This window comes from Cryptosporangium aurantiacum (assembly GCF_900143005.1).
GTDB lineage: Bacteria > Actinomycetota > Actinomycetes > Mycobacteriales > Cryptosporangiaceae > Cryptosporangium > Cryptosporangium aurantiacum.
Genome location: NZ_FRCS01000028.1, coordinates 1 through 12,797, shown reverse-complemented (window position 1 = coordinate 12,797; position 12,797 = coordinate 1). Strand labels below are relative to the sequence as shown.

Annotated in this window: 14 protein-coding genes, 2 tRNA genes, 1 other RNA gene and 1 pseudogene; 15 read left to right on the top strand and 3 right to left on the bottom strand. The window is 68.1% G+C overall.

The annotated features are described in order from the left end of the window. The first annotated feature begins 305 nt into the window (after positions 1-305). The 8 genes from BUB75_RS41650 (at position 306) to BUB75_RS41615 (ending at position 6,890) form a co-directional block, all read left to right on the top strand. Complete coding sequence (locus BUB75_RS41650) at positions 306-1,343, top strand: hypothetical protein (RefSeq protein WP_218618095.1); 1,038 nt, start codon at positions 306-308, stop codon at positions 1,341-1,343. A gap of 604 nt (positions 1,344-1,947) precedes the next feature. Continuing rightward, positions 1,948-2,628: a cell division ATP-binding protein FtsE gene (gene ftsE, locus BUB75_RS41645; protein ID WP_073265986.1), complete on the top strand. Its 681-nt coding sequence runs from the start codon at positions 1,948-1,950 to the stop codon at positions 2,626-2,628. A gap of 89 nt (positions 2,629-2,717) precedes the next feature. Further along, entirely contained in the window at positions 2,718-3,599 is an 882-nt protein-coding gene (gene ftsX, locus BUB75_RS41640) for a permease-like cell division protein FtsX (RefSeq protein WP_073265984.1), read from the top strand. 124 nt (positions 3,600-3,723) lie between these two features. Next, the gene (locus BUB75_RS41635) at positions 3,724-4,956 is read left to right on the top strand and encodes a M23 family metallopeptidase (RefSeq protein ID WP_084742436.1); all 1,233 of its coding nucleotides are present in this window, start codon (positions 3,724-3,726) and stop codon (positions 4,954-4,956) included. Between the two features lie 87 nt (positions 4,957-5,043). After that, positions 5,044-5,520, top strand: coding sequence for an SsrA-binding protein SmpB (smpB, locus tag BUB75_RS41630; protein ID WP_073265980.1), 477 nt, complete (start codon positions 5,044-5,046; stop codon positions 5,518-5,520). A gap of 24 nt (positions 5,521-5,544) precedes the next feature. Then, positions 5,545-5,916: a transfer-messenger RNA gene (ssrA, locus tag BUB75_RS41625) on the top strand. Positions 5,917-6,036: 120 nt separating this feature from the next. Then, the gene (locus BUB75_RS41620; protein ID WP_084742435.1) at positions 6,037-6,555 is read left to right on the top strand and encodes a MarR family winged helix-turn-helix transcriptional regulator; all 519 of its coding nucleotides are present in this window, start codon (positions 6,037-6,039) and stop codon (positions 6,553-6,555) included. A 259-nt stretch (positions 6,556-6,814) separates the two neighbouring features. After that, positions 6,815-6,890, top strand: a tRNA-OTHER gene (locus BUB75_RS41615). 8 nt (positions 6,891-6,898) lie between these two features. On the opposite strand, the gene BUB75_RS41610 is transcribed toward BUB75_RS41615, so the two are convergent. After that, a complete protein-coding gene (locus BUB75_RS41610; RefSeq protein WP_073265978.1) occupies positions 6,899-7,705 on the bottom strand; it encodes an S-methyl-5'-thioadenosine phosphorylase in 807 nt (268 codons plus the stop codon). A gap of 127 nt (positions 7,706-7,832) precedes the next feature. Between BUB75_RS41610 and BUB75_RS41605 the strand changes: the two genes are divergently transcribed. The 5 genes from BUB75_RS41605 to BUB75_RS41585 all read left to right on the top strand — a co-directional run bounded on the left by BUB75_RS41605 (position 7,833) and on the right by BUB75_RS41585 (position 9,846). After that, positions 7,833-8,027 carry a CsbD family protein gene (locus tag BUB75_RS41605; protein WP_073265976.1) on the top strand — a complete coding sequence of 65 codons (195 nt, stop codon included), beginning with the start codon at positions 7,833-7,835 and terminating at the stop codon, positions 8,025-8,027. 205 nt (positions 8,028-8,232) lie between these two features. Beyond that, positions 8,233-8,802 (top strand): YqgE/AlgH family protein, encoded by a 570-nt coding sequence (locus BUB75_RS41600; RefSeq protein ID WP_073265974.1) that lies wholly within the window; start codon positions 8,233-8,235, stop codon positions 8,800-8,802. An 88-nt stretch (positions 8,803-8,890) separates the two neighbouring features. Next, positions 8,891-8,963 (top strand) — tRNA-Ala (locus BUB75_RS41595). Between the two features lie 168 nt (positions 8,964-9,131). Then, positions 9,132-9,377: a hypothetical protein gene (locus BUB75_RS41590; protein ID WP_073265972.1), complete on the top strand. Its 246-nt coding sequence runs from the start codon at positions 9,132-9,134 to the stop codon at positions 9,375-9,377. Between the two features lie 94 nt (positions 9,378-9,471). Beyond that, positions 9,472-9,846, top strand: coding sequence for a DUF2784 domain-containing protein (locus BUB75_RS41585; RefSeq protein WP_073265970.1), 375 nt, complete (start codon positions 9,472-9,474; stop codon positions 9,844-9,846). A 67-nt stretch (positions 9,847-9,913) separates the two neighbouring features. On the opposite strand, the gene BUB75_RS41580 is transcribed toward BUB75_RS41585, so the two are convergent. After that, positions 9,914-10,792 (bottom strand): hypothetical protein, encoded by an 879-nt coding sequence (locus BUB75_RS41580; RefSeq protein ID WP_073265968.1) that lies wholly within the window; start codon positions 10,790-10,792, stop codon positions 9,914-9,916. A 132-nt stretch (positions 10,793-10,924) separates the two neighbouring features. Here BUB75_RS41580 and BUB75_RS41575 point away from each other — a divergent pair, with 132 nt between their 5' ends. After that, positions 10,925-11,944 (top strand): hypothetical protein, encoded by a 1,020-nt coding sequence (locus BUB75_RS41575; protein WP_143175757.1) that lies wholly within the window; start codon positions 10,925-10,927, stop codon positions 11,942-11,944. Positions 11,945-11,960: 16 nt separating this feature from the next. On the opposite strand, the gene BUB75_RS46860 is transcribed toward BUB75_RS41575, so the two are convergent. Then, positions 11,961-12,125 carry an RGCVC family protein gene (locus BUB75_RS46860; protein ID WP_178380118.1) on the bottom strand — a complete coding sequence of 55 codons (165 nt, stop codon included), beginning with the start codon at positions 12,123-12,125 and terminating at the stop codon, positions 11,961-11,963. Between the two features lie 487 nt (positions 12,126-12,612). On the opposite strand from BUB75_RS46860, the pseudogene BUB75_RS41570 reads away from it, so the two are divergent. Further along, positions 12,613-12,797 (top strand): annotated as a pseudogene (locus BUB75_RS41570) (acyl-CoA desaturase); the annotation flags it as partial.

The window sequence follows — 12,797 nt, the reverse complement described above, 5'->3', positions numbered from 1 at the left end:
CCGGAGGCTGCTGGAGTGACGTGAGGAGACCAGGGTTGCTAACGAGGACCTAATGGTTGTCGTACTCACCTTAACCATGCTCACGTCGCGCCTCTTAAATCTCGCTCACAACATTCGCACAGCTATGGCGTGACATCGCATTGTTAACGTATGGTCTGGCACCAGCAGCGAATGCCTGTTCCTCCCGGCTAGTGGTCGGCGAGTCGGATCGGGAATCGCGGCTACTAGGGGGCACGACGTAATGGGTCCGCCATGTGCGGACGCCGTCGGCGGCGTGTCCTTTGTCGTTCCCAGATGTTCTTTTGATGTCCACCGAGGGAATGGAAGTGCTTGAGATGGCCCGAGGCTTACGCGGTGCGCTTCGCCGTGGCCTTGCCGCGACGATGGTGACCGGTCTGGTGACCATGGGTGCGGTGGCGCTGACCGCCGCCCCGGCGAACGCACACGAGAACTACGTCAAGGGCACCGCCGAGTGTGTCGACGGCCGGTACGTCGTCGAGTGGACGGTGCAGAACCTTGACGAGGAGCACGACGAGAAGCTGACTGTCTCGTTCGAGCCCACCGGCAGCGAGACCGAAATCGCTGACGAGATCAAGGCCGGCGAGTCGATCAAGGGCACTCAGAAGCTGCCCAAGGGCAGCCGCGGCATCAAGGACAAGGACGGCCGCGACGTCGCGAAGATCTACGTCAAGGGCGTCTTCCTCGACAAGGACGGCAAGCCGGCCTTCAAGGAGGACGGCAAGACGCCGCTCGTGCACGAGGAGTGGGTCGACGTCCCGCTGCCCGGCACCTGTGGTGACGTGAAGCCGTCCGAGACGCCCGCCCCGGACAAGCCGTCCGCCTCGATCGTCCTGAGCTGCGAAGCCTTCTCGATCGAGCTGGTCAACCCGACCGACAAGACGGTCAAGTTCCGGGTCTTCATCAAGCTCGACGACGACAAGCCGCTGACCGAGGAGTTCCGGGTCGACGCCGGCGAGAAGCTGACGCTGCCCGCGGACCTCGACAAGGAGGACGCCGGCTCGGTCGGCAAGGTCTCCGAGGAAGGCGAGCTCGAGTTCTCCAAGATCAAGGTTGCTGTCGCGGTTCGCGACCAGAAGCTGGCTGAGAAGAGCCTCGACCTCGCCACCTGCGAGGACGGCGCTGAGCCGACTGCCTCGCCGAGCGTGAGCGCCAGCGTTGCCCCGGGTGGTGACGCTTCCCCGAGCGTCTCGCCGGCCGCGGACAGCGAGGACAGCCTGCCGGTGACCGGTGCCAGCCTCGGTGGCCTCATCGCCGCCGCTGCCCTGGTGCTCGGCCTCGGTGTCGCCATGGTGGTCGTCACCCGGCGTCGTAAGCGGGCCTGACCGAACGGCCCGGAGTTCCTCAGCCGGGCAGCTGATCAGGCGCAAGCCTGATCGTGAATAGCACGACCGATAGCGCGAGAAATAGTTGGCCCGGCCGCCCTGATGCGGCCGGGCCAACTGCTTGTCCGACGCGATTCCTGGACGCCACTGACGCGGCACCGAGCGGCGAACCTATCGCTATCACTAGCCGATTCTTATCGCCACATTAAGAATTCTCGACACGCCGAACTGCCGGGAAGCGTTATTCCGAGGTCGACACGGCGGGGCGAAGCGGACACCCGCACACGACGGGGTTGCGCCGTCGATGACAGGACAGTGGCAATGTCCGGAGTGTGAGACGGCCGGGTCGCCGCGCAGAGTGACGGCGCGCATTCATCCGGACAGCCGAACGCCCCCGTCCCGCCACACCTGTCCCACACCGGATGCCCCGTCACGGTGGCGCGTCCGGACACGAGATTGTGAGGTCTGCGGACGCCGCTCGGCGGCGCCACCTGCGGATCCGGCCGCAGGAGGACCTGGCCTGCTGCCCGACTCTGAACAAGACCGTAGGAGAGCTGTGTAGCCCAGCCTGCCCGCCAGGTGGGTGTGGCTAGACTCGGCCCCCGTGATCACCCTCGACCGCGTGACCAAGACGTACCCGAAGTCGCGTCGCCCTGCCCTCGACGACGTGAACGTCAACGTCGAGAAGGGCGAGTTCGTCTTCTTCATCGGGCCGTCGGGTTCGGGGAAGTCCACGTTCATCCGGTTGCTCCTCAAAGAGGAGACGCCGACCAACGGCAAGGTGCTGGTTGCCGGCCGGGACGTCGCCACGATCCGCCCGTGGAAGGTGCCGCAGCTCCGGCGCAGCGTCGGCTGCGTCTTCCAGGACTTCCGGCTGCTCCCGAACAAGACCGCCGCGGAGAACGTCGCGTTCGCCCTCGAGGTCATCGGGAAGACCCGCTCGGTGATCCGCCGGGTCGTGCCCGAGGTGCTGAGCCTCGTCGGCCTGGAGGGCAAGGAAAACCGCTACCCGCACGAGCTCTCCGGTGGTGAGCAGCAGCGAGTCGCGGTCGCGCGGGCGTTCGTCAACCGGCCGCTGGTCCTGCTGGCCGACGAGCCGACCGGAAACCTCGACCCGGACACCTCGATCGAGATCATGCGTCTGCTGGACCGGATCAACCGCACCGGCACCACCGTCGTCATGGCCACGCACGACTCGAACATCGTCAACCAGATGCGCCGACGCGTGGTCGAGCTCGACCGCGGCCGAGTCATCCGTGACCAGGCGCGCGGTGTGTACGGATGAGCGCGGCCGCTACCTACCGCTGAAGCCCCCGACTCCTACCGGCAGCGGTCGTCGCGTCCCGCTGCGGTCTCCATCCTCCTGAGGAATCCATGCGTGCCAAGTTCGTCCTGACCGAAGCTGCGACTGGCCTGTGGCGCAACGTCACGATGACGGTCGCCCTGATCCTCACCACGGCGATCTCGCTGGCGCTGCTCGGCGCGGGTGGATTGTTGTACACGGAGGTCAACAAGACGAAGGACCTGCTCTACGCGCAGGTCGAGGTCTCGATCTTCCTCGAGACCGCGGTCACGACCGAACAGAAGGACGCACTCCAGCAGAAGCTGGAGGACGACCCGGAGATCCAATCGGTCACGTACGAGAGCAAGGAAGAGGCCTACGAGCGGTTCAAGGAGCTGTTCGCGGACTCGCCCGACCTGGTGGAGAACACCAAGCCGGAGTCGCTGCCGGAGTCGTTCCGGATCAAGCTGACGGACCCGTCCAACGCGGGCGCGATCGACACTGCCTATAAGGACGAGCCCGGCGTGGACGTCGTCTCCACCCAGCAGGAACTCGTCGGCAGGCTCTTCGACGCGATCGACGCGGTCAAGAACCTCTCGCTGGTCGTCTCGCTCGTCTCGGGTGTCGCCGCGGTGCTGCTGATCGGTAACACGATCCAGGTCGCGGCCTACAGCCGGCGGCGTGAGGTCAGCATCATGAAGCTCGTCGGTGCCTCGAACTGGTACGTCCGCCTGCCGTTCGTCCTGGAGGCCGCGGTGGCCGGCCTAATCGGTGCGATTCTGGCCTCGATCGGTCTGGCGATCGCGAAGCTGATCGTGATCGACGACGCGCTGGAGGCGCTCGGTCAGAACAGCGTCGTCCCGACGATCGGGTGGAGCGAGATCGCGGTGACCGCGCCGCTGCTGGCCCTGGTCGCGGTGCTCACCGCGGGCATCACCGGTTGGACGACGCTCCGGTTCTACGTGAAGGTGTGACGCGCCGGTAGAGCAGTGACTTTTGTGAACTAAACGGACGAGCCGTACCGTATGCCCGGTCGTCAGCAGTGGCGCGCGGGGGGTTCGGATGCCGGTGAGGCGTGGCCGTTTGTATGCGGTGAGCATGGTGCTCGCGGTGGGAGCAGCGCTCCTCGTCCACCTACCGGTTGTACAGGCGCGGAACGGGCCGTCACCGGCCGATCAGGCCGAAGCCCGACGCGAGCTGCACCGGGCCGCGGCGATCATGGAGACCGCGACCGCTAGGGCGCGGTCGGCGACGACGGCGTTTCTGGACGCCTCCCAGCGTCTTCCCGGAGCGCAGGTCCGGGTGGCGTCCGCGCAGGGGCGGGTCGCCGCGTCGCAAGTGCGTGCGGCGGCGGCCGAGCGCCGGTCGGCGCGGGCCGCCCACGCGCTGCGAATCGCCCAGCAGCGCTTCGACGCCGCACAGGCCGCTGTGGAGGAAGCACGTGACGACCTCGGTACGTACGTCCGCTCGACGTATGAGGGGCGGTCCTACATGGTGCTGTCCGCGCTCGGAGCGGTCGGCGGCCCGGACGAGCTGCTCGATCGGCTGAACTACACGACTCGGCTGGTCGGTGGTCAGCAGCGCGCCGTCGATCTCGTCGAACGGCGTCGGCAGGACGTGGCCGAGCAGCGGGCGAACGTCGCCGAGCAGAAGCGTCAGGCCGACGTCGCCAGGACACAGGCCCGCCGGGCACTCGCCGCCGCGCGCGCCGAGCAGAGCGCCGCGCACGCGGCGCAGGCCGAGATGGTCGGCCTGGTGGCGCAGCGGCGGAACGCCGTCCGGGTGGCCGGGCAGGAGCAGCGGGCGAGCGAGGCGCGATACGCCGAGGCGCAAGCCGAGTCGTACCGGATCGGCCAGGCGCTGCGCGCCACGGCCCGGCGGGAGCGGGGAGGGCCGACGCGGACGCGCAGCCACCGTCCCCGGATGAGCCGCCCCGGTCAGCTGTGGATGCCGGTCTCGGGTTGGAAGTCCAGTGACTTCGGCTGGCGGTACGACCCGTACTACCACCGCTCGCAGCTGCACGCCGGAACCGACTTCGCGGCACCGGCGGGCGCCGCGATCCGGGCCGCGGGTTCCGGGGTCGTCGCGCGGGCCGGCTGGAACGGCGGCTACGGCAACTACACCTGCATCTACCACGGCGACCTGTCCAACGGCGCCGGCCTGTCCACGTGCTACGCCCACCAGTCGAAGATCCTCGTGTGGACCGGGCAGCGGGTTAGCCGCGGCGAGGTGATCGGCCGGGTCGGGACGACCGGCGCGTCGACCGGCAACCACCTGCACTTCGAGGTGCGGCTGGACGGCAACCCGGTCAACCCCCTCGGTTATCTCTGACGCGTAATCGAGTTCTCGTCCGCCGTAGGATTGATCTCCGGGCCGCACTCGGTCGGCCCGTGATCGTTTCGAATGGCAGGAGGGTCGATGCCGCGGGAGACCGGACGCAAGGTCATCGCGTCCAACCGCAAGGCTCGGCACGACTACACCGTGCTCGACACCTGGGAAGCCGGCATCGTGCTGACCGGCACCGAGGTGAAGTCGCTGCGCGCCGGCCGTGCCTCACTCGTCGACGGGTTCGGGCTGGTCGACGACGGTGAGGTCTACCTGCACGGTGTCCACATCCCGGAGTATGTGGCCGGTACCTGGACCAACCACGCGCCGCGCCGAGTCCGGAAGCTGCTGCTGCACCGGGCGGAGATCGAGAAGCTGATCGGCAAGATCAAGGAGGGCGGGCTGACGCTCGTCCCGCTGTCGCTCTACTTCTCCGACGGTCGGGCCAAGGTCGAGCTGGCGCTCGCGCGCGGTAAGAAGGCGTGGGACAAACGGCAGGACATGGCCAAGCGGGACGCCAACCGGGAGATCGCCCGTGCCTATGGGCGCAACCTGAAGGGCCGACGCTAGACTGGATGGAAGGAACACCGACCAGGGGGTGATTGGTCTCGACACCGGACGTTGAGACAGGAGAAGCGGGCCGAGGAAGGCAACGATGAGCTCGTAAACCATGCGTTGCAACCAATTAAGCGCCGATGTTAATCAGCGCGAGCTCGCTCTTGCTGCCTAAGTAAGAGCGACTCTGTCAGACCGGGAGTGCCTTCGGCCCGGACCCTGGCATCAGCTAGAGGGCTTACTTGCTGGCCCGGCTATCGGGGCCAGCTAGGACATCTCACAGTGGCTGGGCTCGTCGCACCGGCTTGTTCGCGTGACCGGTGGGGCCGAGTAGAGACATAGCGAACTGCGCCCGGAGAAGACCTGTTGAGGCGACGGTGGACGCGGGTTCGATTCCCGCCACCTCCACGCCACGAAGCCCCGGCCCTCGCGGCCGGGGCTTCTGCGTGTCATCGAGTTTCATAGCGGACGGCCTACTGCACCACTACAGTTGTACCAAGCAAGCTTTTGCCCGAGGAGACGCATTCCGCCATGGCTGACTCCAGCGCTGTCGTTGCGACGGCGCCGCCGTCCACCGCCCCCACGTCGTGTCATCCCGACGAGACGGTCACCGAGCTGGGACGCCAGCTCGCCCGCTTCGGCCGGGCGATGGTGCGGCACAAAGCCCAGCAGACGCTCAGCGTCGGTGAAGCGGCCACCGCCGCGTACGGGCTCCTCTTCCAGCTCGCCGAGCGTCCCCAGCGGGCCGGTGCGCTCGCCGAGGCCGTGCACGCCGACCCGTCGACGGTCAGCAGGCAGGTCGCTCAGCTCGTCGACCGGGGCCTGGTCGAGCGTCAACCCGACCCGGCGGACGGGCGGGCCTGCGTGCTGGTGCCCACGTCCGCCGGACGCGAGGCGATCGACGTGCTGCGGCGGCGCCGGGACGAGCATCTCGCCACGGTCCTCTGCGACTGGCCCGCCGACGACGTCCGTCAGCTTGTCGGACTACTCAGCCGGTTCATCACCGACTTCGAGAGCAAGCGTCCACCCGCCCCGGTGGATCCGGCGTAGTTCCTGTCGGTGGGGGCGTCTACAACTGTGGCGAGTAGGGCGGAGTAGCCACGGAGGTGGTCGTGCGTGTCCGGAGTGCTCGGCGGCGTTCGTTGCACGTTCGGGTCGACGGTGGTGACGGCGCGGTGTGCGGGTGGTGCCTGCGGCCATGGCCCTGCTCTCGGGCGTCCGAAAAGAAGACGTGTTTGCCGACGGCTGAGGGCCAGTTGCACTCAGAGTGCATACAGAACGCACTCGATGCGAGACACTGGGCGGACCTCTCGCTGTAGCTCAGTGGACAGAGCCCTTGGAGTACCTCGAAGGAGACGCCGGTTCGACTCCGGCCAGCGAGTCCAAATGAGGCTTACGGCAGCTCGAACGTGATGTTGATGCCGTCCAAGGCGTGCTCGCAGGCGCACTCCCGCTCGGTGGGGAGCGCGGCGGCGGTGCGCAGGATCAACGTGCGCATCCGATCGGTGTTCTCGGCGAAGACGCGGAACACCTCCTCCTGCGTGACCTCCTCGCCGGCGTCGACCCCGGCGTCCAGATCGGTGACCAGGGCCACCGCCGTGTAGCAGACGGCCAGTTCGCGAGCGAGCACTGCCTCGGGGTGGCCGGTCATGTTCACCACCGACCAGCCCTGCGCGGTGAACCAGCGCGACTCGGCGCGGGTGGAGAACCGCGGCCCTTCGACGACGACCATCGTCCCGCCGTCGACCGGCGCGACGTCGGTCGCCGCGGCGGTCTTCAGCACGGCCGCACGCCCGGTCGGGCAGTACGGGTCAGCGAACGAGACGTGCACCGCGCCGACGTCGTGGAACGTCTGCGGGCGGCCGGACGTACGGTCGACCAGCTGGTCGGGAACCACGAACGTGCCGGGGCCGAGTTCCGGTCGCAGCCCACCGACGGCGCACGGCGCGAGGATCTGGCGGACGCCCAGCGACCGCAGGGCCCAGATGTTGGCCCGGTAGGGGATCTTGTGCGGCGGGAAGCGGTGGTCACGCCCGTGGCGGGGAAGGAACGCGACCGCACGGCCCTCGACGGTGCCGATCGTGATCGGGTCGCTGGGTGCGCCGTAGGGCGTCTGCACGCTCACTTCATCGACGTCGTCCAGCAGCGCGTAGAGGCCGGAGCCTCCGATCACGGCGACGTCCGGCCGCACGGTGGTCATGAAGCGTCCTCCGTAGTGAGCATCCAGCGCCGGTACGCACCGGCATGTGGCTGACCTTACGGGGGGCGGATGTGTAGCCCAGTGGCCGCGGGGTACCTAACCATCAGTCATCGGAAGGGAGTCCGAGATGAGCTTCGACGACAAGGCCGAGAACAAGGCCCAGGAGTTGAAGGGCACTGCGAAGGAACGCTGGGGCGGAGCCACGGGCGACGAGAGTCTGCAGGCAGAAGGTGCTGCGGACCGGTCGGAGTCGAAGGTGAAGCAGGCCGGCGAGCACCTGAAGGACGCCGCGAAGAGCGTGAAGGACGTGTTCAAGAAGTAAGTCACATAGCGTCGCCGGCCCTCCCAACGGAGGGTCGGCGTTTTTCTTGCCCGCAGGCTGGCTAGCCAGAGATCGACGATTGACCGGACAGGGGCTAGCACTGGTCACGTGTGTGACGAGATGCTCGCGCGCGGGCGCGCGAAGTGACATGCTCCGTCGGGCGCTCCAGGGCGACTAGCGCGAACGATGGCGGGGGTGGTTCGGCATGATCACCGGCATGCCGGCGGAAGACCTGACGGGGCGCCTTCTGGTTGCCTCTCCTTCGTTGAAGGATCCGAACTTCGAGCGTTCGGTCGTGCTGCTGATCGCTCACGAACCCAGCGGAGCGCTCGGTGTGGTGCTCAACCGCGCCACCGAGGTGCAGGTCGAGGACGTGCTCGACGGCTGGCAGGACTTCGCGGCACAGCCACAGGTGGTCTTCGAGGGCGGTCCGGTGCAGCCAGAGGCCGCGATCTGCCTGGCCAGGGTGCGGCCCGGCACCACCCCGGACGGCTTCAGTCGCGTCGAGGGGGTCGTCGGCACCGTGGACCTGTCAACCAGCCCGGACGCGTTCGACGGGTCGCTGGACCGGCTACGAGTCTTCGCCGGGTACGCCGGGTGGGACGCCGACCAGCTGGAGTCGGAGATCTCGCAGGGCGCGTGGCTGGTCCTGGACGCGCTGCCGGGGGATGCGTTCGTGCCGCAGCCGGAAGACCTGTGGTCGATGGTGTTGCGGCGGCAGGGTGGGATGCTGGCGGCGCTGGCGTTCTATCCGGCGGATCCGCAGCTGAACTAGTCGCTCGCCGGCCGAGCGGCCGAGGGCGGATGCGGGTCTGGCCCGCTGGTTGTGTACTATTCAGCAGTCGGTCCGGAACGGGCCGGACGGGGCTGTGGCGCAGCTGGTAGCGCACCACACTGGCAGTGTGGGGGTCAGGGGTTCGAGTCCCCTCAGCTCCACAATCGGGCATACGCGCAATATTCGCCCAGTTGTGGGTGGGCCGCCGACATCAGTCGGCGGCCTTTCGGCTTGTTGAGCTGTGAATTCGTGTGATGAGGACAGCCCTGTGGCGGTGTTCTCGCGGTACATTTTGAGTGTTTAGTACAACTTCCGCGGTAAGGCTCGCCGTGATCCCGACACTGATTTTGCTTGGCTTGGTTTTCGGACGTTGGTGGCGCTCGTCACTCATGGCCGCTGCTGTTGGTTGGCCAGTCGTGCTCGTCGCTACCGACGTGATGAGCATCGAGGTGGGGCTGCTCGGTGCGTCCGCGCTCGCCACGATGAATGCTGCCGTAGGCGTGGTGGTCCATCAGATGATCTTGCGAATGACCCGGCAACTGCGGCCTGCCGGATCCTCGCGTTCGGGCGCTTGACGGGCATTCCAGCCCAGCAGGCCCCGGGGTAGGCCGTTGCCGGTGCCTGGCTCGCAATGATCCGGTGGTCGGGTGACACCGCTAACGTCGAATCATGGGGTTCCGGGTTCTGGCGTGCGTGGTCATGGTGGCGCACTTCGCCTTCCTGGGGCTGCTCGTTTTCGGCGGGTGCCTGGCCTTGCGGTGGCCGCGGGTGCTCGCCCTGCACGTGCCGGCCGTCCTCTGGGCCGTCACAACGCTGATGGTCTCCATCCCCTGCCCGCTCACCCGGCTGGAGAACGCGTTGCGTGCCCGCGGCAGCTGGCCGCATCTAGCGCCGGGTGGGTTCCTCGACCACTACATCGAGGGCGTCTGGTTCCCGGAGGCGTACACGCCCCTCGTCCAGGCTGCGGTTGCCGTCACCATCGCAGCCTCGTGGGTCGGCGTTGCGATCACGACAGGCCAGCGCGGGAGGACCACCGCCCGGTAAGGCGTCAGTCTCGGCGGTGTCTCCAACGGGAACGGCGGCAGGGCCGGCGCGCACCTGCCAGGGCCGGTCAGCGGTGCACCGGCGGCGTGCGCCAGGTCGCGGGGTCGCGGGGGTCACCCACCAGGCGAACGGTCTCGGCCGTCGCAACACACGCGGCACGCAGATCGGCCGCGGGCTGGTCCGGGTGGTGGCAATTCACCTGGGCGACGGCGTGGGCGAGTTGGACATTGACCGATGCGGATTGATCGGCGAGGTAGATCCGGGCCGGAAGTCCGCGCACCGTCGTGTTCGCGGACATGAGCGGCGGTTCGGACGGGTAGACCAGCACCCCGATGTCGATGTCCGGGTCGCCGGGGCCGAAGCCCACGCTGGACCTGACCTCCCCGCCGGTCTCGTGGAACGTGCTGGTGATCTCCACCGTGTACCCGGCGGGCTGCCGCACGGTGAATGGGTACCGGACCGGCTGCGGGCCGGTGATCCGCAGGGACGCGGCGACCCGTTGTGCGACCTCCCTGGCGTCCTTCCGGTTTCCCACCTCGACCAATGCCGGTGCACCGGGGGCCCACTCCCAGAGCAGGTACGCCGTACCAGGGATCGCGAGTCCTTTCCAGGTGGGCTGTCGCGGCGCACGGAAACCGAGCAGCGTGCCGTTGCGCGGGCCGAGCTGGATCTGGATCCGCTCCCACTCGTGGTCGCCTCTGCGCTGCGCGAGGTAGCCCTGCTGGGTGGTCTGCGACCAGCGGTGCTCCAGCGCGAACCCGCGGGGGAGCCAGTCGGGCTCGAACCGGGTCTCGTAGGGAGTGAAGGCCGTCGGCGCCGCGGCCGACGCACGAGCGAGGCGGGGAATCGGCTCGTCGCGGAGGTACAGCACGCCGACGGCTGTGACGGCGAGCAGCAGCACACCGACGAATGCCGCGATCAACCAGGCACGGCGCCGTGCCGTCACCGCGTCACCTCACCCGTAGCGTTTCTCAGAGTGGACAGCCTGCCAGCGCCGCCGTCCCTCCGTCTGCCGTTCGGGCGGCCGGTCAGGCCGCCTGCCCACCGTCTGGTTGAACCGAGCAAGTAGAAATGCCGGGTGACCACTGATTCCCTCCGGAGCGGCTTGACCGGTGTCGCGGTGATCGTCGCGATCGTGCTCACGGGGGTGCTGCTCGCGCCGTTCGTGTCCGGCATCGAGCCGGTCGGCGTCACCCAGGGCGGCCACGGCGGGCCGATCGATCTCGCGGTCAAGGACGGCCAGCAGATCCGGACCCCCGACACCACGATCACCGTGCGGGAGAACATCACCGACGCCACCGTCACCGAGTTCCGGGGCGGCTTCCTCAGTCTGCAGTTCGGCACGCTCACCTGGATCAGGCCGGACGCGTCGACCGAGGTGGTGGCCGACGAGGTGCGGACCTACGTCGTCGACGACACCGGCACCCGCGTCGTGTGGCGAGCCGGTGCGTCGCTCGTCCGGGCTGAGCTGCGGAACGACCGGCTCGTCACGGCGCGCAGAACGATCAGCGAGGTCCCGGCCGACGCCCAGCCGTATCTCCTCATCGGCGACGAGGTGGTGCTGCGCCGTCCCGCAACGGGGACGCTCGGGCAGGACGGCTACACCGCACCGAGCTTCGGATTCGTCCCGTGGGGCGGTGGCGAAACGACCTGGCCGGACGGCGTGGCCGCCGTGGCCGGGTCCGTGCTGAACGACGCGTACGTGCTGGAACAGGTGCGGACGACCGGGGATCAGTCGGCCCGGACCGGTTGCCTGACCTACTCGGTGGCTCCGGCCTCGGAGCCGGCGCAGCAGCGGTGCGACCTGGACCTGCGTCTGGACTTGGAGCGCTGGTCGCTCTCCCCGAGCGGCCGGTACTTCGGTGACGCCGCCGGACCGGCCGACGCCCCCTACGGTGTGCTGCTCACCGTGGGCGAGAACCTCACGGACGCCGTGTGGAAGCGTGGTCCCGTGCCGGACCGGGCTCCGCTCTGGGACGGCGACACGATGGTGTTCACGTCAGAGAAGCAGCTCTACCTGTGGCGGCCGGGCCGGGACCCGGCGCCGGTCGACGGGTTCGATCAGGACACGCTGATCCCGCGGCCGTTCGAACGGTGAGCCGCCGGGTGCCCGGTCAGGTACAGATGCAGAGGCGGGTCAGCGCGTTCGCGAGCGTGGCGGCGCAGTAGCGACGAGAGATGGGGTCGTGCGCCGCCGTTTCGTGCGCGCACACGTCGCAGGTCTCTTCCTTGCCGGACAGGGTCTTTCGGTCGTCGACAACAGTCGTCGGGCTCGTCATCAAAATACTCCGTTGCTTCGGTGAAGCAGAATCTCCGAACGATTCGCCCCTGCCATTCACAATCGGCTCAGCGGGTTCCCTCGGATGAACTAAATGGCTGAGCGGCCACGCGAATATCGGTCGCGCAAGAGCATGGCCCAGCGCTCGTATCGAACGATCGTGCGGGCCACCTCTTTGACCGTACACCCGATCGAGCCCAGCTCGGTCAGGGCGCCGAGTGACGATTAACCGACGCAGCCCGCGACGAGCGGGTTTTCTCCGCCCGATCGGGGGTATGTGCCCATTGCCCCGCCGTGCGGATGCGTCCACGGCGGCCGGCCGCCCAGACTCCGCGGCTCGTTCAGTCTTTCGCTAGCTACCCCCCGTCCGGCACCGCTCGTCCGCGCGACGACGGCAAGGCCGACGAGACGCGCCGAGGAGCCCTCGCATGAGTACAGATACAAGAACCCCCGTCAGGCCGGCGCCCGTTCCGCGTCAACCGAAGCCCATGGTGTTCGACGCCCCGAGGTCCACCTCCTCGCTGATCACGCTGTGGACCTTCATGGTCCTCCCGTTCGTCGCGTTGGTCGTCGCAGTGCCGATCGCCTGGGGCTGGGGCCTTACGGCGCTCGACGCCACCATGGCCGTGGTCGCCTACCTGATCACCGGTTTCGGCGTGACCGTGGGTTTCCA